General features: G+C 72.7%; 18 protein-coding genes and 1 pseudogene. 8 read left to right on the forward strand and 11 right to left on the reverse strand.

Annotated elements, in window-relative coordinates:
• Window positions 1-110: 110 nt before the first annotated feature.
• Both ABZ693_RS05170 and ABZ693_RS05175 read left to right on the forward strand, forming a co-directional pair.
• On the forward strand, window positions 111-593 hold the full coding sequence (locus ABZ693_RS05170; protein WP_359873513.1) for a GFA family protein: 483 nt from the start codon (window positions 111-113) through the stop codon (window positions 591-593).
• A complete protein-coding gene (locus ABZ693_RS05175; protein WP_359873515.1) occupies window positions 590-1,603 on the forward strand; it encodes a bifunctional GNAT family N-acetyltransferase/NUDIX hydrolase in 1,014 nt (337 codons plus the stop codon). The genes ABZ693_RS05170 and ABZ693_RS05175 overlap by 4 nt, the downstream gene beginning before the upstream one ends.
• Before the next feature lie 273 nt (window positions 1,604-1,876).
• Here ABZ693_RS05175 and ABZ693_RS05180 read toward each other — a convergent pair whose 3' ends face one another.
• Window positions 1,877-2,143, reverse strand: coding sequence for a hypothetical protein (locus ABZ693_RS05180; RefSeq protein ID WP_359873517.1), 267 nt, complete (start codon window positions 2,141-2,143; stop codon window positions 1,877-1,879).
• Window positions 2,144-2,408: 265 nt separating this feature from the next.
• Between ABZ693_RS05180 and ABZ693_RS05185 the strand changes: the two genes are divergently transcribed.
• Together ABZ693_RS05185 and ABZ693_RS05190 are read left to right on the forward strand one after the other, a co-directional pair.
• The gene (locus ABZ693_RS05185) at window positions 2,409-2,897 is read left to right on the forward strand and encodes a hypothetical protein (RefSeq protein WP_359873519.1); all 489 of its coding nucleotides are present in this window, start codon (window positions 2,409-2,411) and stop codon (window positions 2,895-2,897) included.
• A 148-nt stretch (window positions 2,898-3,045) separates the two neighbouring features.
• Complete coding sequence (locus ABZ693_RS05190; protein WP_359873521.1) at window positions 3,046-6,306, forward strand: CHAT domain-containing protein; 3,261 nt, start codon at window positions 3,046-3,048, stop codon at window positions 6,304-6,306.
• Window positions 6,307-6,331: 25 nt separating this feature from the next.
• Here the strand turns inward: ABZ693_RS05190 and ABZ693_RS05195 are convergent, their stop codons facing one another.
• Window positions 6,332-7,975 carry a serine/threonine protein kinase gene (locus tag ABZ693_RS05195; protein WP_359873523.1) on the reverse strand — a complete coding sequence of 548 codons (1,644 nt, stop codon included), beginning with the start codon at window positions 7,973-7,975 and terminating at the stop codon, window positions 6,332-6,334.
• A 370-nt stretch (window positions 7,976-8,345) separates the two neighbouring features.
• Here ABZ693_RS05195 and ABZ693_RS05200 point away from each other — a divergent pair, with 370 nt between their 5' ends.
• Window positions 8,346-8,618, forward strand: a complete 273-nt coding sequence (locus ABZ693_RS05200; RefSeq protein ID WP_359873525.1) for a hypothetical protein — start codon at window positions 8,346-8,348, stop codon at window positions 8,616-8,618.
• A 464-nt stretch (window positions 8,619-9,082) separates the two neighbouring features.
• Here ABZ693_RS05200 and ABZ693_RS05205 read toward each other — a convergent pair whose 3' ends face one another.
• Complete coding sequence (locus tag ABZ693_RS05205) at window positions 9,083-9,349, reverse strand: hypothetical protein (protein WP_359873527.1); 267 nt, start codon at window positions 9,347-9,349, stop codon at window positions 9,083-9,085.
• An 82-nt stretch (window positions 9,350-9,431) separates the two neighbouring features.
• On the opposite strand from ABZ693_RS05205, the pseudogene ABZ693_RS05210 reads away from it, so the two are divergent.
• A pseudogene (locus tag ABZ693_RS05210) lies at window positions 9,432-9,557 on the forward strand (MFS transporter); the annotation flags it as partial.
• Window positions 9,558-9,732: 175 nt separating this feature from the next.
• Complete coding sequence (locus ABZ693_RS05215; RefSeq protein ID WP_359873529.1) at window positions 9,733-10,335, forward strand: GNAT family N-acetyltransferase; 603 nt, start codon at window positions 9,733-9,735, stop codon at window positions 10,333-10,335.
• 115 nt (window positions 10,336-10,450) lie between these two features.
• Here the strand turns inward: ABZ693_RS05215 and ABZ693_RS05220 are convergent, their stop codons facing one another.
• The 8 genes from ABZ693_RS05220 to ABZ693_RS05255 all read right to left on the reverse strand — a co-directional run bounded on the left by ABZ693_RS05220 (window position 10,451) and on the right by ABZ693_RS05255 (window position 19,186).
• Window positions 10,451-11,998, reverse strand: coding sequence for an ATP-dependent DNA ligase (locus ABZ693_RS05220; RefSeq protein WP_359873531.1), 1,548 nt, complete (start codon window positions 11,996-11,998; stop codon window positions 10,451-10,453).
• A 50-nt stretch (window positions 11,999-12,048) separates the two neighbouring features.
• Window positions 12,049-13,095 carry a DUF6397 family protein gene (locus ABZ693_RS05225; protein ID WP_359873533.1) on the reverse strand — a complete coding sequence of 349 codons (1,047 nt, stop codon included), beginning with the start codon at window positions 13,093-13,095 and terminating at the stop codon, window positions 12,049-12,051.
• Between the two features lie 306 nt (window positions 13,096-13,401).
• Complete coding sequence (locus ABZ693_RS05230; protein ID WP_359873535.1) at window positions 13,402-13,818, reverse strand: roadblock/LC7 domain-containing protein; 417 nt, start codon at window positions 13,816-13,818, stop codon at window positions 13,402-13,404.
• A 132-nt stretch (window positions 13,819-13,950) separates the two neighbouring features.
• Entirely contained in the window at window positions 13,951-14,568 is a 618-nt protein-coding gene (locus ABZ693_RS05235) for a GTP-binding protein (RefSeq protein WP_359873537.1), read from the reverse strand.
• On the reverse strand, window positions 14,549-14,965 hold the full coding sequence (locus tag ABZ693_RS05240; protein WP_359873539.1) for a DUF742 domain-containing protein: 417 nt from the start codon (window positions 14,963-14,965) through the stop codon (window positions 14,549-14,551). The genes ABZ693_RS05235 and ABZ693_RS05240 overlap by 20 nt, the downstream gene beginning before the upstream one ends.
• 17 nt (window positions 14,966-14,982) lie before the next feature.
• Window positions 14,983-15,417: a roadblock/LC7 domain-containing protein gene (locus tag ABZ693_RS05245; protein WP_359873541.1), complete on the reverse strand. Its 435-nt coding sequence runs from the start codon at window positions 15,415-15,417 to the stop codon at window positions 14,983-14,985.
• Window positions 15,414-18,149: a sensor histidine kinase gene (locus tag ABZ693_RS05250; protein WP_359873543.1), complete on the reverse strand. Its 2,736-nt coding sequence runs from the start codon at window positions 18,147-18,149 to the stop codon at window positions 15,414-15,416. The genes ABZ693_RS05245 and ABZ693_RS05250 overlap by 4 nt, the downstream gene beginning before the upstream one ends.
• 137 nt (window positions 18,150-18,286) lie before the next feature.
• Window positions 18,287-19,186: an MHYT domain-containing protein gene (locus tag ABZ693_RS05255; protein ID WP_359873545.1), complete on the reverse strand. Its 900-nt coding sequence runs from the start codon at window positions 19,184-19,186 to the stop codon at window positions 18,287-18,289.
• A gap of 204 nt (window positions 19,187-19,390) precedes the next feature.
• Between ABZ693_RS05255 and ABZ693_RS05260 the strand changes: the two genes are divergently transcribed.
• A complete protein-coding gene (locus ABZ693_RS05260) occupies window positions 19,391-19,993 on the forward strand; it encodes a class I SAM-dependent methyltransferase (RefSeq protein WP_359873547.1) in 603 nt (200 codons plus the stop codon).
• Window positions 19,994-20,119 lie beyond the last annotated feature (126 nt).

Consider the following 20,119-nt stretch of genomic DNA (forward strand, 5'->3'; position numbering starts at 1 on the left):
ACTGAACGGACGCGCGCATCCGCAGCGCCCTCCCCCGGCGCGAACTCGCGCGCGTTCGCCCCGGCCCGCAGTGGCACCCGCTCTTCCTCTGAACACGGACAAGGAGACCCATGCCAAGCCTCTCTGACCCCGCCGCCGCACCCGCCGCAGGCACCACGCCGGAAGCAGCCGTCGAGTCGCGGACCGGACGCTGCCAGTGCGGGGACATCGTGTACCGGGTCGAAGGCATCCCCGACGATCCGCACCTGTGTTCCTGCCGCCATGAGACGCGTATCTCCGGTGGCCCGGCCGTCTTGTGGGTCGGCTTCCGGAAGGACGGACTGGCATGGATCGGTCCCGGTGGCGAGCCGACGTGGTACTCGACCTGGCCGACCCTGCGCCGCGGCTTCTGCCCTCGCTGTGGAACGCATCTCGTCTCCGTCGCCGAAGACTCAAGCATGGTCATGGTCACCGGCTTCAGCCTCGACGACCTCAGCGACACCGATCCTGTCGGGCACTCCTACCGCGAGGAGGCCCCACTGTGGATGACCATCGCCCTCGCCCCTGATCCGGCCGCCCTTCGAGGGGCTGATGAAGGGACGACGCGGCGATGAGGCACGAATCCGCGACCGCCGCGGTCCTGGCCCCACGGCCGGCTACGCCGGACGACGCCGCCGAGATCAGCCGACTGCGCTCGGCCTTCGTCCTGACCGAGCCCCTGGACGAGAAGTGGCTCGGCGTCTGCCGCGATCAGCTCGCCGAGCGGCTCGGGCCCGGCGGCGACGCCCGCGCCTACGTCATCGACTCCCCGGCGGGCGGACTCGCCGCGTGCGCCCTGGGCCTGATCCACCCCGTCCTGCCGGCCCCGCGGTACCCCAAGGGGCTGGCCGCCCGTATCCACGCGGTGGCCACCGAACCCGCCCACCGGCGCCAGGGATACGCCCGGGCTGCCGTGTCCGCACTATTGGACCGCCTGAGGCAGGAAGGCGTCACCCTGTTCGAGCTGCACGCGACCGAGGAAGCCGCCTCACTGTATGAGCAGTTGGGGTTCGCGGGCAGTCCGGCGCTGATGCGGATGACTCGCCTTCCGGAACAGCCGGCAGCGCATGCTCCGGTGGACGACGCGGCCTGGCTGCCGCCCGAGGAGTACGCCGCGACGGTGCCGAAGTGCACCGCGTTCGCCTGCGTCTACTTCACCGACCAGGGCGACCGGCCGCTCCAACTCCGTTCCGTCTACTCCCCTTCCCACCCCTGGCAGCTCGTGGGCGGGGTGATGGACCCTGGCGAGCGCCCCTGGGAGACGGCTGTACGCGAATGCCGGGAGGAGACCGGACTCGTCCTCCCGATCCCGCCAAAGCTCCTGGCCACCGTCCACGGCCTGCCCGGCAGCGGCTGGCCCTACAGCACCATCGGCCTGATCTTCGACGGCGGACGGCTCACCGCAGACCAGATCCGCTCGATCACCCTGGCCCCACGGGAACACGACGAAGCCCGTGTCCTGCCCTTGGACGACTGGAAGGCCCTGATGCCACCCCGCGACTTCAGACGCCTGAACGCGATGACCCAGGCCCGCCGCACCGGCGAGGCCGCCTATGTCGGAGCCTGGGACTGGGAGAACGCGTGAGGACCGCGAGACGTGTCCCTCCGAGCTCGACGCGGCCTATCGCGCCGTGCCGGCTGTCAAAAGCCCCGTTCCCGACCCGGGGCAGGTCCTGAAGAACGGGCCCTCTGGAGGCAGAGGCCCGGCAGGCGGCCGGCAACCCCTACGCCCAACTGCCGGGCGGGGGCCCGAAAGTCGACGACATCCCGGCCACGGGCGATCGCGTTGTGGTCCATGAGACGCTGATGCGGATCAGTACGCGCATCACCGGTGGTCTCCCGAGGCACAGGGGAACAACTACTCGTGGTCCGACTCGGACGGGGGCCGCAGGGGTTCATCTCCGCCTATGGTCTCGTCCGGTCCGGCGCAGCGGAGCGTCCAGCCTTCCTCCGGGGCCGGGTCGACGCGCTCGGTCGACGTCACCACCGCGCCGGCCATCCGCAGCTCGGCGGTGATCACGTCGGTGAGGGAGTCGGTATGGGCGACATGTTCGGGTGCCGCGTCGTGCAGCCCGGGGGCGGTGGCCGCGACGACTGTCAGCTCCTTCTGCGAGCGTATCGCCATGACAGGCACACATGATCAGCGTCAGCGGTAGGGCGGGATCCGCCTTGGTGGCGGGGTACCGCCCGCCACCTCACGCCACTCTCGGCACCTTCCCCACCCTCGACACGGACAGCCGGCCGCCGGCAGCCCTGCGCCTGGGATCCTCGTCAAGTGCTCGCGAGCGTCCGCGCGACGACCTGTGCCCGGAAGGGCAGATCACCGCTCCGCCCCATCTAACTCGCGTAATTTCCCCCGCACTTCCCTCATCCGGGCCAGAATTGCGGACATGTCGAGTCGAACTGATCTGGAGCGGTCCATCAGCACGCTCTCCGACGACGAGGCCGTCCGCGCGCTGACCGCGCTGGCGGAGGATCGTGGGCTGCTTCCCGCCGCGCGCGACATGGCCTCGGAGGGCGGCGAGCTGAAGGTCGAGGTGGCCGCCGCGGAGCTGGAGCAGTACGCGGATTCCGATCAACTGCCCCTGTCTCAGGGTGAGTTGGCTCGTCGCGTCCTGGCCTACGCGGTGACCACGAGCGAGGACCTGGCGGAGACGGCCGGCGAGGCCGTCGCGTACGCGCGGTCGCCCATGGACCGGTTCGACCCCGTCACGCTCTCGGTCGCCGCGCTCGCCATCGCCTTCCTGCAGACCGAGGTGACCGCGAAGCGGGACACGGAAGGCAAGTGGAGCCTGGCCATCCGCAAACGGGCCATGCGGGACTCCTCCCTCGGGCGGGTCCTGACGGCCCTGTTGTCGCAGATCACCGGCGGCAAGTAGCCGCCCGATCGGGAGGGGAGCGGAGAGGAGGGGGTACGGGGTGATGGTCTCGGCGAGGGTGCCGTACACATGGCACTGCGAAACCTGTGGACGGGAGCGCGCGGCACCCGCCTGGCGGATCATCGACGCACGTGAGCGGGCCGACGTCTTGACGGCCCCCGCTCCGGGCGTCTCCTGGCTGGACTGCCCCGTCTGCGGCACGAGAACACACATCGAGGCGCCCCTGCTGGTCCTGCGCCCCGGCCGGGTGGCACCTCTGCTGCTCGCGGTGTCCGTCGCAGAGCTCCAGCACGGCGCGCCGCCGTCCGCGCCGCCCCTCCTGGAGCAGGCCGGCCGAGCCGGGGCCTTCGTGGGCCGCCTCTTCCTCGGGCAGGTGATCCCGCTGCCGCGCCGGCTGCTCCCGTACGTCCTGGCCCGCGACCTCGAACGGGATCTGACGGACCCCGAGGCAGCATGCCGGGAGTTGCGGCCCGAGGGAGAGCCGACGGTCGCGAACTACCGGGTCTTCCTCCGTGTCCTCGAAGGGGAACGTGAGGACACCCGGATCGCGGAGCTCCTGGCCGCGACGCTGGGCTGCCTGCCCGACGACCTCCCAGAGCTCGTCCGCGCCCACCCGGAACTGACGGACGGGACCCGCATACGCGAAGCGGGGCGCGCGGAACTCCGCGCGGCCGAGGGCACACCGCTCGAAGAGCCCCTGCGTATCCGCCAGCGGCTCCTGGACGAACTGTGCGACGGCCACACGCCCACGGCGGTCGCGATCCGCCACTGCGCCGAGGCGTGGGCCGCCCTGGGCGGCGGCCTGCGGTCACGGCTGCGCGTGATGTGCCTCAAGGTCCGGAACCACGAAGGGCCGGAGATCGTCCCCGTGGCCCGGGAGGCGCTGGCGCTCGCCGCCGACCTGGGCGAGGAGGACATGGAGACCGAGCTTGCCGCACGGCTCGGCAGACAGCTGGTGCTGGCCGTCCAGAGCGGGCGGGAGCCCGATCCGGCCGAGGCCGTCCAGGTCCTCGAACGGGCACTGCGCCGGCTCCCCGAAGGCACCCTGCAGTGGGTGGAGGTCGCGAACAACCTCGCCGTCGCACACGGCCTGCGCGATGACGGCGACCGGCTGGAGACCTGGGAGACCGTACGCGACCTGCTGGCGCGCGCGACCGCGCTGGACCACCGTGAGCATCCCGAGGTCTGGGCCCGGGTCCAGACCAACTACGGACTGCATCTGTCGGAACGACCGGGCCGGAGCCCCGACGACCTCACCCTCGGGATCGAGCACGTCCGGGCCGGACTGGAGAAACGCTCCCCTGAGTGGAACCGGGTCGATTGGGCCTACTCGATGCTCAACCTCGGCCTGCTGCTGTACCGCCGGGCCGAAGCGGAGGACCTGCGACAGGCGGAACGGTGCTACCGGGAGGCCCTGCGACACCTCGGCCCACGTGACGACGCGGCGCTGTGGTCCCGTATCCAGTGCAATCTGGCCGACATGCTGCTGTCCCGCGATCCCGTCGACACACACGACGCGCACGGCGCGCGCGAGGCGGCGACCGCCGCCCTGGACCTCGCCGCCGCGCACCCCGGCTTCCTCGACACCGGCCACATCACCTGGCTGCTGGCCCGGGCCAACGACCACCTGGAGGGCGCGGACAGCGCCGGGAGCGAGCGGCTGCGCCGCACCGCCTTGGCGGCGACACCACCCGCGGTGTCCCCCTCCCGGCACCTCGCCATCGCCCGGGAACTGCTCCACACCCACACCTCGGTGGGACGGTGGAACGAGGCGGCCGATGTCGCGTCGGACATGCTGACCGCCGTGAACGCGCTGTACGACGCCCAGGTCACCGGCGCCGGGCGCAGAAGCGTCCTCGCCCAGGTCACCCGGATCGCCCGACAGGCCGCCTATCTACTGGCCAGGGCGGGCCACCCGGAACGCGCGGTCGAAGCCATGGAACGCGGACTGGCCTGCGAACTCTCGGTCACGGCCGGCCGGGGCACGCAGGACCTCGACGCCCTGGAACGGACCGATCCCGCCACCGCCCTCCGCTACCGGCAGGCACTGGCCCGCTACCGCTCCACGGTCGGCGCGGCACCCCGGGCGGCGACCGGCGTCCCCGTCCTCGCGGCGCGCGAGGAGGCCGACGCCGAACGCGCCGTGCGCGCGGCCATCGAGGAGATCCGAGCGATCCCCGGCTTCGAACGCTTCCTGCGTGCTGACGAGTTGACGGACATCGTCCGGGCGGCGGGCGGCAGCCCACTGGCCTACCTGGTGAGCGCGCCCTGGGGCAGCTACGTCCTCACGCTGCCCCGTACAACGGGCACGCCGGCGGACACGGCGGCGGGCACGCAGGCGGACGTACGGATCGCCGCGCAGGCCGTCCCGGTGCCGGACGTGAGCAGCGAGTCCCTCGTCCACCTCCTGCTCGTGGATCCGGCCGACCCCGACCCCGCCCCGGGGCTGCTCCTGGCGCAGGAGGGCGGAGTACTCCGGCGCAGACGTCAGCTCCCGCGCGCCCTTGACCGGCTCGCCGCCCTCGCGCCGCTGCTGCGGCCGGTGGCGCGGCTGCTGGCAGACGACCCGGAGAACGCGGCCGTCGTCGTCCCGACGGGGCTTCTGGGCGTGGTGCCGCTGCACGCCGTGCCGCTCGGGGAGGACGTCTTACTCGACGACCTCGGCACCCTGACCGTCTCCCCGTCCGCCGCGGTGTACGCGGCGTGCCGCGCTGCGGCCGCCCGGCCGCCCCGGGCCGTGCCCCGGCTGGTGGCCGTGGCCGACCCCGACGGCTCGCTCCCCGGCAGCCAGGCCGAACTCGCCCAGATTCGCGGCCTGTTCGGGGACAGCAAGTGCGCGGTGGGCTCGGCGGCGACCGTGGACTGGGTGCTCGGCCACCTCGCCGAGGCCTCGTACCTGCACCTCGGCTGCCACGGCAGCGGCGGGTTCGACGGGGCGGGCGGCACCCTCGCCCTGGCCGACGGGCGCCTGGACATGGACACCCTGCTCCACCGGCGGCTGTCCGCCTGCCGGCTGGCCGTGGCCGGCGCGTGCCAGTCGGGCCACTACGCGATGGTGGAGGCGCCGGACGAGTTCCGCGGGCTCGCGGCCGGCTTCCTGCAGACCGGGGCGGCGTGCGTGGTGGCCGGCTTGTGGCAGGTGAACGACATGGTGACCGCGCTGCTCATGACGTACTTCTACGAGCTGGTCGTACCCGCGCCCGACCGAGAGGGGTTCTCCCCGGTGTCGGCCCTGCGGCAGGCACGCGGATGGCTGCGCGAACTCACCGGGGAGGAACTCGCGCGGTACACCGCCTCCCGGCCGCGTCTGGCGGCCCTGGCCGACCCGTACACCACCCGACTCGCGCCCGGCGAAAGGCCTTTCGCCGCACCGCTCCATTGGGCGGCGTTCACCGCGTGGGGTGTCTGAGCGCTTCGCGCCGGTGGCGTCTCCGTCAATTCCTCTGCGTCGGCCCCTGCTCTTCGAGCGAGTACAGGGCGATCGGCCCATAGGGGGACCGCGGGGTGTCCACCCGCATGATCGTGTACCGCCCGCCGACCAGGCCCGAGAGGATCACCGTGGCCGGATGGCGGACCATTCTCCCGTTGCCGCAGTTGGGCTCGCAGATGACCACCATCTCCTGTCCCCTGGCCTGGGCGGTGGGCTCCCCCCAGTCCGTCCAGACGAGTCCCGAGAGCCGGCCGTTCCCGTCTCCGCAGTGGAGGATGAACGACTCGGGTCTGGCCAGGTACGTCCCGGCACAGTCCGCGATCGCGGCGGGCCGGGTGCTCTGCCGCGGGGGTTCGCTCGCGGGCGGCCGCCTGGAGGGTTCCGTCACAGGGGAGCTCTCGACCGGCGGGGTCGGCGCGGGCGTGGTCCGCGGGGGTGCCTCGGTGGCCGGTTCGACCGTGGGTTCGGCGGGCGGGGCGTCGGTCGGCTGCGGGGCCACCGTGGCGGTGACTCCAGGGTGGGCGATGGTGCCGGTCCCGCCGTCGGGGCCGGACACGAAGAGGGCGACGCCGACGGCCGCCACCAGACCGAGGGCGATCCCCGCGCCGACCAGACGCCTGCGCCGGTCCGGTACGGGCAGGGGCACCGGCTGCGCCGGATTCATCGGCGGCATCGGCGTCGCCGGAGGGCCCGGAGGCGACGGCGGCTTGTCGACGACCACCGCGGCGGGCTCCGGAACGACCGCCCGCCGCCCCAACTCCTCCCGCAGCCGGTCGATTTCAGCCTGCTGCTCGGCGATCAGCTCATGCACCTCCAGCGGCCAGGGGCGCGCCGCGGGCGTCAGCCGGCCGATGTCTTCCAGGAGCTGGTCCGCGCTCGGCCGGTCGGCGGGGTCCTTGGCCAGGCAGCCGGCCGCGATCGGGCGGATCCTCGCCGGGAGCCTGCCGAGGTCGGGCTCGGTGTGGACGATGTTGAACAGGGTCTGCGGGAGGGCGGGGCCGACGAACGGGCCCTCCCCGGTGCACGCCATGAACAGCACCGCCCCGAGCGAGAAGATGTCGCTGGCCGCCTCCACCGGCTCGCCCCGGGCCTGTTCCGGGGACATGAACCCGGGTGAGCCGACCAGCAGGCTGGTGGTGGTCAGCGTGTTGCCGTCCTCGCTGTCGGCCGCCCTGGCGATACCGAAGTCGATCACCCGGGGCCCGTCGACGGCCAGCAGGACGTTGGACGGCTTCAGATCCCGATGCACCAGACCGGTCCGATGGATGGTGGCCAGCGCCGAGGCCAGTCCCCGGGCCATCCTCAGCACCGGCTCCTCGGGCAGTGCCCCGACGGCCGCCACGACCTGCTGAAGCGAGAGCCCGGGAACGAACACAGAAGTCAGCCATGGCTCGGGGGCGTCGGCGTCCGCGTCGATGATCGTGGGCGTGTACTGCCCGGAGACCTTTCGGGATGCCTCCACCTCCCTGCGGAACCGCGCCCGGAAGCCGTCGTCCTCGACGAACTGCGTCCGCACCTGCTTCAGCGCGACCAACTGCCCATCGGGCGCGCTGCTCAACAGAACCCGGCCCATGCCACCTTGGCCAAGCTCCGCGATCGTCCGATACCTTCCGACCGTCACCGGATCGGCATCCGCTAATGGTTTCACCCTGTCCCCCGTGTCCAAAGAACCGCCGGAACAAGTCTCGACGCCCCTCGACGCCTACGACAAGACACCGGACCCGATCGGGCTTCGGGAGCGCGCCGGATACGGTGTACGCATAGGCATCGCGCGCCTCGCCACACCACTCACGTCACACCACGCCACCTGTTCCGAGACCGCGTTCAGGCTGAGACCTGCGCCCAATCCCCAATCCCCCTTCCCGCAGTCGGCGCGGGTGATCAGTACCGGGGAGGAGCGGCTGGAGTCCGGGGCCTTGGGGTGCGGGGCCGGCGGGTGTGGGGGCGCTCATGGGCACCGCCTCCGTGTGCCGGTATGCCGGTACGTCGGTATCGTTCGACGCTACGGAGGCGCCCGCTTGGACGGCGGCCGCCCGCTGCACCAGGGCGGGGACGGCGTCCCGGCCCGGGTGGTCGACGGCGTGCGGCAGGTCCGACGCCTGATCGTGGTAATGGTCTTCCGCGTGCCCGGCGGCCGTCGCGGCCGGGGCGTCGTCCTGTCCGGCAGCGGACGGGGTGCGGGCGGCGCGGATCGCGTTGCGTACGTCGAGTCTGGCCACCAGGGCTCGGGCTCGACAAAGTCGGTGGTGCAGAAGCGCTGGTCGGCGGCCGGGGCCCGGCGGCCGGGCTGAGGAGCGGTGGACTGGTGGGAGTGGTTGGCCAGGGCGCGGTGGGCAATCCAGAGGACCAGGGTGAGGCCTGGCGGCACGTCGAAACGGAGCAGGGTCTTACCGACAGCCGCGGGGTCGGGGGGCGAGCGCCGGTCTCTGGCTGGCGAGCAGGCGGTCCAGCATGTCTGGTCCCAGGGCACCAGCTCGCAAGGCCCGAACCGCCTGGCCTTCGCAGCAAGCCCACGCAACTCGGGGAGTTCGGTGAGCGCGGAGCGGATCCTGGCCGGCCTCATGCCAGATCGCCACATCCGCACCCGGCCACACGTCGTCAAACGCGCCATCTCGAAGTACAACGCCAGAGGCGCCGTCGACAGGACCAACTACAAAGCCACGATCAGCATCGACATCCTGACCACCCGCGCCCTTGACACCGGACACCCCACGCTTAACTACATGGCGTTGGTACTCGTACGTTCGGCAGGGCTTCAGCGCCGCTGGAGGCAGTGGTACCGCACCGCGAGCGCAACGGCCGCGACGCTGATCAGAGTGGCAAGCACCGGGTTCAGGTCCTTCGACAGGCTCGGCGCGCGGTCGGGCCCGATCGCCCAGGCCGCGAGGCCGCTCGCGTAGAGCCCCGTGACGGCTGCGGCCCACCAGCGTTGGGCGCGCAGGCGGGCGTCGCGGAACACCGCGACGGTGAGCACGACGACGGGCGCGATGGCGACCATCGCGAACTGCCCGACGATCAGCACCGGGACGGCCCAGCGGAGACGATGACGGACCGCGCGCGGGCGGGCCCGACAGGCCGGGTGGTGAGGGTCGGCATGGTGGGGCCTGTGGCGGGACGGCGACTTCCGCAGACTCCGGGTGGGCCAGGCGGCCTCCCAACTGGGCGAGCACGTGAGCCTGGTGGTCGTCCCCCTCTTCGCCGCCCTGACGCTCGACGCCACTGCCGGTCAGCCAGCGCCGGCTCCGGCACCAGCCGCTTGACCATCTCCGGTACAACCAACGGCCCACCGAGCCACCCAATGGAGATGACGTCCTGTCCGGGCTCGTCGGTGGCCGGGCACGGCGGCGCACTGCTGAGCGGAGAAACTCAATGGTTCCGGTCTGAAGGCGCTCATAACATCCGTCCATGACCGAGGACATCAGGATGACGGACAGCGAACACGACGCAGAAGCCGAGAGGGAGGTCTCTTGGCGGGCCAAGTCCGTCGGCCTCGCCGCGCTTGACATAGATGACGCCGAGCTCATGCACAGCTGGCGGTCCGATCCCACGGTTGCCCACCACATGGGCCTCTGGCCACGCTCGCTCACCGCTGTGCGCGAGCGCATCGAGCGCGACATCGAGGACGATGACCGCGACGATTTCCTCATTCTCCTTCCCGACGGCACACCCGTCGGTCATGTTGCGCTGACCTGCCAGAACATCGTGAACGGCACAGCCGAGGTCGAGCTGATGCTCGCTGCTCCGCATCGCGGGCACCGCCACGGCACCGCCGCCCTCGACGCTGTGGTGGACCTGGCCTTCGGCGAACTCCCCATGTATCGGCTCACGGCAGAAACCCACACGGACAACTTCCCGGCGCTCGCCGCCCTCGCCACGTCCGGCTTCACCCAGGAAGGGATCAGTCGTGCCGCCTGTCTCCACCGCGGCCGCCGTCTCGACCTCGCCGTGTTCTCACTGCTCCGCCCCGAATGGGAAAAGCTGAACCGTCCCCGCGCCTGGGACGCCTGACCCGGTAGGGCACGAGCCGGAACGGGTTCATGCCCCCGCAGACAGTCGGTTTCGGTAGGCCGTGCCGGGTTGTTGCCGACCAAGCAATGTGGCGGGGCGACCGACGGTCCGTCGCTCAGGTCGTCGCCAGGACGGTGTCCAGGGTGTCGGCCTCGTCGGCTGGCTTGTCCGGGCGGTGGCGGAGGACGCGGGCGAAGCGCAGGGTCACGCCGGCCGGGTAGCGCGGGGAGCGCTGGAGACCGTCGTAGGCGATCTCGACGACGAGTTCCGGGCGGACGTGGACGGTGAAGCCGTCGTCCGTCACGGCCAGCTCGCCGAGGCGTTCGGTCTGCCAGCGCAGCATCGCGTCGGTCAGCCCCTTGAAGGTCTTGCCCACCATCACGAACGTCCCGTCGGCCATCCGGGCGCCCAGATGCAGGTTGGACAGCAGTCCCGTGCGCCGCCCATGGCCCCATTCGGCGGCGAGGATCACGAGGTCGAGCGTGTGGACGGGTTTCACCTTGAGCCAGGTGCGGCCTCTTCGGCCGGCGACGTACGGCGCGTCGAGCGCTTTGACCAGAACGCCCTCGTGGCCGCGGGCGAGGGCGTCGCGGTAGAAGGCCTCGGCCGTCTCGACCATCGTCGGATCCGCCGGATCGGCGACGACAGTTCGGCGTACCCGTAGTGGCTCAGGCAGCAGCCGCGCGAGTACGGCATGCCTCTCGTGACCGGGCCAGTCCACCAACGACCGCCCATCCGAGGCGAGCACGTCGAAGAAAACGGGCGACAGGGGGCGGGCGGCCCGTGCCGTGGCCACGTCGACGCGCGAACCGACCCGGGAGGCGATGTCCTGGAAGGGCATGGGGCGGCCCATCGCCGGGTCGACGGCGATGGCCTCGCCGTCGAGGACGAAGGTGTCGCCGGTGGTCTCCCGGGCCAGGGCGACGATCTCGGGCAGCCGGTCGGTGATGTCGTCGAGGGACCGGGTGTAGACCCGGACCTCGTCGCCCCTCCGGTGGACCTGGATCCGGATCCCGTCCAGTTTCTCCTCGACGGCACACGGCCCGAGGGCCGCGACCGCGTCGAGGACGCTGGTCGCCGTGTGGGCGAGCATCGGCTGTATGGGGCTGCCGACCCGAAGAGTGAACCGTTCGAGGGCATCCGCTCCTTCCATGAGTACGGCGTGGGCGACGCGGGGCAGCGAGCCTTCGAGCATCACCGCGCGGCGCAGTTCCTCGGGGCCCACCGCGGCGGCCCGGGCGACACCTTCGAGAGCGACGGCGTCGAGGGCCCCTTGGCGGAGCTCGCCGGAGAGCAAACGCAGCAGGAACTCCTGTTCCGGCAGGGTCGAGGCGGCGAACAGGTCGCCCACCAGTCCGCGTCGGCGAGCCCGCACACCCTGCCCGGAGATCCCGGCCAGCTCGGTCATGGCCTCGTCCACGCGCGCCAGAGTGAGCCGCGGGGCCTCGGCGGGCGGAACGGTAGGGGGCAGGACCTCTTGCAGGACACTCCAGCCGATGCCGATCCGCCCCTGCGGGAGCCGCCCGGAGAGGTAGGCGATGGCCAGCGCGCTCTCCGCGGGCTCGGCTTCCGCGAACAGCTCGGCGAGCAACGCGGTTTTCCGCGATCGCGCGGACGTGGCGGCGACCTGGCCCGACACCTCCGCGACCCGGGCGAGCAGCATGTGCCCATGGTGCCCGCGCCTCGCCGCCCCCGCACCCCGGCCGGTGCACCTCAGGCTTCGGACGCTCTCGTCTTCTTCCGGCCGCGCAGCCGCTCGAGCAGGCTTCGCCCGACACCTCGGCCGGCCGGAGCACGCCCACCTGGTGGACGTCCGGGCGCGGCCGGTACACGCCCGGACCTCACCGCCTGCCGTACGGTCGGCGTCGCCGCCACACCCGGACCAGCGCTCGTGCGTGCCGCGAGGACGGGCTTGTCCGGATCGGGCCAGGCCGCGACGGGCCAGGCGGGGAGAGGCGGGAGTGGTGGCGCGGTCGTGGCGGCGGGCGGCGGGTCGCCCGGGCACGGGGCCTGGCGGTCGGCGCGGGCCTGGTCCAAGGCGAGGACGAGGCTCAGCCGGTGCCAGAGAATCTCCTCCGGGTCGTCCGCGAGCAGCAGCCGGTCGGCGATCTCCCTGGCCGTGGGCGATGTCGGCCGCCAGCCGGGCGGCCTGGGGCGGAAGCGGTCCAGGTAGGCCCGCTCGAAGGGGTCGTCGACCATGTCCGCCAGATGGGTCGGGTCGAGCAGTGAGGCGATGGCGGCCACGCGCGCCCAGGGGTCGGTGGTCGTCCTGAGGAGCAGGTCGAGCCGGCGGGACCGCCAGTTGCGGGGGCGCCAGTCGATGTTCCGGTCTTCCTGTTCACGGACGACCGCCGGCAGCCGGCCGATCAGGAGTCCGGCGTTGTCACGGGCGAACTCCCGCAGTTCGGCCGCCGGATAGAGCCAGACGACGGCGCGATACCGGTTGACGTAGAACCGTACGGGGCTGAAGTGTCCGGTGCGGGCCAGCCGGGCGAAGCGGTTCGGGGTGGTCGAGAGGAGCTCGGCTCCCTCGGTCACGCCCACGGACCGGACGCGTTCGCGCAGCCCGTCCGGGAAATCCCCAGCCGCACGGAGCCGTTCGATCTCGGTGCGCGGAACGCGGCGCCGGGCGACATCGGCGGGCCCTTCCGCGGCCGCCGGCCCGGTGACCGGCACCGTACGGACGATCCCGGTCAGGGCCGCGAACTCGAACTCGTCGCGCCGCAGCTCAAGTTGCAGCGCGGCACGCCCCGGCGTCACCGTCACCCTGAGCCCCGCGGCCGCACCACTGGCGGGCCGAACCCCGACCGGCGGGGATTCGGCTGCCTGATCCGCGGCCGGCGGGGCGGCGTCGGACGCACGTCCTGCGGCCGCGGCCCCCGCCGCCCAGTCGTCCGCGGCCCCATCTCCGACACAGGCGCTTCGCGCGCCGGGCCGCAGCACGCGCCCTGTCGTCTCTTTCCTGTTCATGCGCACAGTCCTCCCCCGTACAGCGTTCAGATCGAACACTCTCGGTGATGACCGTAACGCACGGTGACGACATCGCGCAGGCCCTGTGGATAACTCTCAGATGCCGCCGATCCCGTCCTTTCCGTCAAGCTGGCGGGCGGACACCCCGAGGTGCTCGCCCACCCGGTTGACCAGCAGCGTCATCTCGTAGGCGACCAGGCCGACATCGGCCTCCGCGTCGCTCAGCACGCACAGACAGCTGCCCTCCCCCGCCGCCGTCACGAAGAGCAGGGCCTCGTCGAATTCGACCATCGTCTGCCGGGCCCGGCCCGCCCTGAAGTGGCGGCCGGAGCCCCGGGCCAGGCTGTGCAGTCCGGAGGACACCGCGGCCAGATGCTCGGCGTCCTCCCGTTCCAGTCCCTCGCTGGCGCCCGTCACCAGCCCGTCGTTCGACAACACCAGAGCGTGGCGTATCGCCGCGACGCGCCGGGTCAGGTCGTCGAGCAGCCAGTCGAGCCCTCGGTCAAGAGCCATATGTGGTCCTCCCCCAGTGGCCTCGCGTGCCCCGTCCGCGGCCCCGCGTGACCTCATGTTGCTTGTGTACCGCAAGCCTTACCCACTGTCGTGGGCAGGGCAAGCTTCTGTCGTGGCCCGACGTGTCGGCCGTCATCCCACCGAGTCCATCAGTCGCGCGGCGTGCATCCGCCCCGCGTGTTCGACGAGTTGGACGAGGACGTCCTTCCCGGAGTCCCGGACCCGCGCGTCGCAGAGCACCACCGGAGTGCCCCGGTCCAGGTCCAGGGCCCGGGAGACGTCTCCCACGCCGTAACGCCGGGCGCCGGTGAAGCAGTTGACGGCCACCACGAAGGGGATGCCCCGGTGCTCGAAGTAGTCGACCGCCGGGAAGCTGTCCTCCAGACGCCGGGTGTCGGCGAGGACGACGGCCCCGAGCGCGCCCTGCGACAGGTCGTCCCACAGGAACCAGAACCGGTCCTGTCCGGGCGTCCCGAAGAGGTAGAGGGAGAGTCCGGAGCGGATGGTGATGCGGCCGAAGTCCATGGCGACGGTCGTGGTGGTCTTCTGGCCGACGCCTCCGATGTCGTCGACCGACTCCCCGGCCCGGCTGAGCCGTTCCTCGGTCCGCAGCGGCCGGATCTCGCTGACGGCGCCGACCAGGGTCGTCTTGCCGACCCCGAAGCCGCCGGCGACGAGGATTTTCAAGGCGAGGTCCGTGGTGTCGTCCACCTCGCCCGCCGGATGGTTCTCAGAGCGCTCGTAGGCCATCGATGACTTCTCTCAGGATCCGTTCGTCGGGGAGCTGCGCGGGCGGGACGGGTCTGCTGACCTTCACGAGGCCCGCTTCGAGGAGGTCGCCGAGCAGTACCCGGACGACGCCGACGGGCAGGTCGGCGTCGGCGGACAGTTCGGCGACCGATTGGGTCTCGGCCCGGCAGAGGTGGAGCAGGGCCCGGTGTTCGGGGCCGAGCAGGGCCTCGTCGGCCCGGTCCGGCGGGTGGTCGTCGACGACCACGAGCGCGATCAGGTCGAACCTGACGTTGCTGGGGCCCGGCTTGGTGCGGCCGCCGGTCATGGCGTACGGCCGGACGAGCGGCCCGGCCTCGGCGTCGTACCACTGACTGCCCGGCGCGGCCTGGGCCGTACCGGTGCTGTCCTCGTTCATAGGGGGTCTTTCTTCGGTCAGCCGGCGGCCGGTGGGGGCACGGTGAGCCGCGGCGGGGTGTGCAGGTGTTCGCCGACCCGTTTCACCAGCCGGGCCATCTCGTAGGCGATGAGGCCGATGTCGGCGTCGGCTCCGCTGAGCACGGCCAGGCAGGAGCCGTCGCCGGCGGCGGCGACGAAGAGGAAGCCGTCGTCCATCTCGACCATGGTCTGGCGCACTCCGCCGGTGTGGAACTGCCGTCCCGCGCCCTTGGCGAGGCTGTGGAATCCGGAGGCGATGGCGGCGAGATGCTCGGCGTCCTCGCGGCTGAGCGCGCTGGACGCGCCGACGGCGAGTCCGTCGTTGGAGAGCACGACGGTGTGGCGGACCTCGCGGACGCGGGTGACGAGGTCGTCCAGGAGCCAGTCGAGCTCTCCGGAGCGGTGGCGGGACGTCCTCTCGTGGTCGATCATGCGTCCTCTCCTTCCCTTCGGGGTTCGCCGGGTGTACGGGGCGGGTGCGGGCCGAAGTCCGCTGCCGGGCTTCCGGGCGCCGGTCCGCCGCCGCGCCGCCAGCCGTCGTGGTATGCGGACATCCGGGCCCGGAGCTGTTCGGGGGTGCGGTCCGCGGGACCGGTGGACGTGCCGCCGGAGGGTGCGGTGGCCGGGTCCGCGGCCGGGGCGGGCGCGGGAGGGGCCGTACGCAACTGGGGCACGAGGCTGGCCTGGCGGACCCGGCGCGGCAGGTCCCCGTCGTCGCCCTCGCGCGCGTCCGCGTGTCCGCCCGTGGGTCCGCCGCTGCCGGCGTCGATGCCGGTGTCCGCGGCGGCCAGGGCGGGCGGGGCGGGCGACAGGCCTCGGGGGCGCCGGTGCAGGGTGGTCACGGCGGCCGGCAGCGGTTCGGGGGCGGCGGGTGCCGTCGGCACCCCGAACCGGGGCGGCTGCGGGGCCGTACGGCCGTCGGCTCCGGCTGAGGCGACGGCGGACGGCACCGGGGCATATGCCGGGACACCGGACGCCACTTCCGGTTCGGATACGGGGGCATACCCCGCCGGGAGGGTGTCCTGCAGCAGTTCGGTCGGGAGCAGGACGACAGCGGTGGTGCCACCGTACGGCGAGGGGCGCAGATGCACCTTGATGGCGTGCCGCGAGGAGAGCCGGCTGACGACGAACAGGCCGAGCCGGTCGCTGTCGAAGAGGTCCAGCGCCTCGGACCGGGCGATGCGCGCGTTGGCCTCGTCCAGGTTCCCCTTGCCCATGCCGAGTCCGCGGTCCTCGATCTCCAGGGCGTAGCCGTTGCCGACGGGTTCGCCGCTGATCCGGACCTTGGTGTGGGGCGGGGAGAACTGGGCGGCGTTCTCGACGAGTTCGGCGAGGAGGTGGGTGAGGTCGGCGACCGCGGTGCCGGAGACGGCGGTCTCGGGGAGCCGGCGTACCTCCACGCGCGCGTAGTCCTCGATCTCGGAAACGGCGGCGCGGACGACGTTGGTGAGAGGGACGGGCATCCGCCAGGCGCGGCCGGGCGCGGCGCCCGAGAGGATGATCAGGCTCTCGGCATGGCGGCGCATGCGGGTGGTGAGGTGGTCGAGCCGGAACAGGTCGCCGAGTTCGCCGGGGTCGTCGGCGCGGCGTTCCATGCTGTCGAGCAAGGTGAGCTGGCGGTGCACCAGGACCTGGCTGCGGCGGGCGAGGTTGACGAAGACGCCGGAGATGCCACTGGCGAGTTCGGCGCGTTCGACGGCGGCGGACAGCGCCGCCCGGTGGACGGTGGTGAGGGCTTCGCCGACCTGGCCGATCTCGTCCTGTGGGGCGGGTCCGGGCGGTGCCTCGGCCTGTACGTCGAGATCCTCGCCGGCGCGCAGGCGGCGCATGGCGGCAGGAAGCTTGCGGCGGGCGATCGCGAGGGCGGTGTTGCGGAGGCTGACGAGTTCGACGACGAGGCCGCGGCCGATGCGTACGGAGATGGCGAGGGAGGCGACGACGGCGAGCAGGCCGAGCAGGACGGCCGCGCCGCCGGGGGTGAACACGCCGCCGAGGGGATCGTGACGGTCCGCGGCGGCCGTGTGGGCGTCCCGCTCGACGCTCCTGAGGCCGTCGCGCACGAAGGCGTGGGCGGTGTCCCAGTCGGCGGCGGTGACGGCCCGGGCGGCGGGCCTGCCGGGGGCGGCGCCGAGGGTGCGGTCCTCGGCTTCGACGAGCCCGCGGTAGAGAGGCTGGGTGGTGAGCCGGTGCCACGCGGCACGTTGCGGGGCGGGCAGGTCGGCGGTGGCGGATTCGGTGAGGGTACGACGGGTCTGGACGGCGCCTTCCAGCTCCCGCCCGCGTCGGCCGTCGAGACGGCCGTCGAGACGGCCGGTGAGCCGGGCGGAGCCGAGCAGGGCGTCCTCGCGGGCCAGCATCTCGCCCGCGCGGCCGAGTTCGAGCAGCACGCGCGCGTCGGGGCCGGCCTGAATGTCCTCGATACCGGCGAGGGCGCCGCCGACGGCGAAGCCGGCCGTGATGGCGCCGGTGTACGTGTCGTAGACCCGGGCCCCGTCGGCGCGGCCGCCGGCGGCGGCGGTACGGGTCCGGGCGAGGCTCTCGGCCTGGTCGACGAAGTCGGCGACGCGGGCGGAGACGTCGGCGGGCAGCCCGCCCTCGTCGCCGACGGTGTGCCGGTTGTCGAGGCGGAGGCGGGCGACGGCGGCGTCGGTCGCCCGGGCGCGGTCCTTCAGGTCGGCGGCGCGTCCGCCGCTGGGGGCGGCGACCTGGCGTACGGCGGCGCGGCGTTCGTCCTGGAGGGCGGTGACGGCGTGGACCACGGGCTGCCGGATGTCGGCGTCGACGGACTGAAGCAGCCGGAGACGGGCGATGTCCTGGGCGGTGGTGACGGTGGCGAAACCCCACAGGGCGAGGAGCGAGACGACCGGGACCATGAGGATCGAGACGATCTTGGCGCGGACGGTACGCGGTCCCGCGCCCCACAGGCGGTGGAGGTGACGGGGCTCGGGCCGGGCCGCCGGCTCGGGGGCGGGGACGGGAGCGGAATCGGGAGTGGAGTCGGGGGCGGAGGCCGGTCCGGGGGCGCGGGTGGGGGCGGAGTCGGGGGTCCGTTCGTGCGGGGCCGGTTCGTCGGCGGGTGGTCCCGCGTGTGCGCGGCGCCCTCGGACGGGTTGCGGCGGAGGCGTGGGGGCCTCGCCGTCCGGGGTTCTGCGGGAAGTTCGCATGGATGTTGGTTCCTTCGGTCACGGACCCGGTGGGGGCGGCGGGTCCGCCGGTGCGGGGCGTCGGCGGGGTGCCGGGGGCGGGGAGCGTGTGGGGGCGAATGCGGGCTGCGGGTTCGGATGCTGTTCCCGGGGCGGGCTCAGACCGGTGCGTCGTGGGTGCCGGCCGGATCGTGCACCGGACCGGCCGGCCGGCCGGGGGCGGCGTAGGACTGGGCCGATGCGGGGGCGGGCCCGGGGCGGAAACCGGGGGGTGCGACGTCGACGGCGCGCTCGTCGGGTTCGGTCAACCGCCCGGCGGAGGCGTAGGCGGCGCGTTCCCCCGCCGTGGGGGACAGGGCGACGAAGGCGGAGGTGATGAAGAGATAGGAGCCAAGGCCGACCGCGAGCGGGAAGATGAACTGCATGGCGCTGGCCCCGGTCAGCGGGGTGGTGGACGGAGTGACCTCGATGCCGACGGCGAACATGCCGGTGTAGTGCATGCTGCTGACGGCCGCGCCCATGACGGCGGAGGCGACGGCCACGGCGGCGGGCCGGTGGATGTTGAGGGCCGCCCACAGGGCGGCGGTGGCCGCCGCGACCGCGCAGACGACGGAGAGGGCGACGAGGGCGGGATCGTAGGACACCTGCCCGTGCAGCCGGAGCGCGGCCATGCCCATGTAGTGCATGCTCGCCACGCCGATGCCGGTGGTCAGGCCGCCGATCAGTAGCGATCGGCTCCGGTCCCTTCCGTACCCGACGGCGAAGACGCCGATGCCCACGACCGCCATGGCGACGACGAGGCTGAGGAGGGTGAGGGGTACGTCGTAGCGGATGTCGGTGCCGGTGACGCCGAAGCCGAGCATGCCGACGAAGTGCATCGTCCAGATGCCGGTGCCGTTGGCGGAGGCGGCGGTGAGCAGCCAGTTGCGGCGCGAGCGGCCGGTCGCTTCCAGTGCCCGCACGGTGCAGCGCAGCGCGAGGGCGGCGCCGATACAGGCCATCGCGTACGACAGCACGGGTGTCAGCCAGCCGTAGGTGGCGTGGTCCAGGTGTCCCATGACTCGGGGACGCTAGTGCGCGGTCGGGGGCGCATCAGGGGCGCATTTCGAAACCGGTTGGAATATGACAGAGAGATGTTCGCGAACGATCAAGACGGTGTCGAACATGCGCGCAGATCGTTCACCCGTGCAGGGGAAGCGAGCCCACGGCGCCCTCCGGAATCACTCGGGTGAGGGAGGCGCAAATGCCGGATCATGGGGCGCATGAGCGATGACCCCACACATATACGGGAGTTCTTCGGCGCCCGCGCCGCCCACTGGGAAGACCGGTTTCCCGACGACGGACCCGCCTATGCCGCCGCCGTCGCCGGCCTCGGGCTGCGCCCCGGGGACGCGGTCCTCGACGCGGGCTGCGGCACCGGACGGGCGCTGCCCCCGCTGCGGGCCGCGGTCGGGACCGCGGGCACGGTGATCGGGGCGGACCTGACACCCGAGATGCTCGCCGAGGCCGCCCGGCGGAACCGGGACCGGGACGGGACTCTGCTGCTCGCCGACGTGGCACGGCTTCCGCTGCGCGACGGCGCGCTGGACGCCGTGTTCGGCGCCGGGCTGATCTCGCACCTCGCCGACCCGGCCCGGGAACTCGGCGAACTCGCCCGGGTGGTACGGCCCGGCGGACTCCTCGCCCTCTTCCACCCGATCGGCCGGGCCGCCCTCGCCGCCCGCCACGGGCGGCGGATCACCGACGACGACCTGAGGGCCGAACCGAACCTCCGCCCGATGCTGGCCCGTTCGGGCTGGCGGATGCGTTCGTACGTGGACGAGGACGAGCGCTACCTGGTGCTCGCCGCACGCGGTACGGAGTGACCGCACGGCCGCCGACCGGCGGCCGCGTACGGACCCGGCCCGCACCGGCCGCGTCGCCCCGGAGCCCGCCTCCGGAGGCCGGGTGGGTGTCCGGGGCGGCCCGTCGGGAGGTTCCGGGGAGATCCC

This window comes from Streptomyces laurentii (genome assembly GCF_040635425.1).
Taxonomy (GTDB): Bacteria; Actinomycetota; Actinomycetes; order Streptomycetales; family Streptomycetaceae; genus Streptomyces; species Streptomyces laurentii.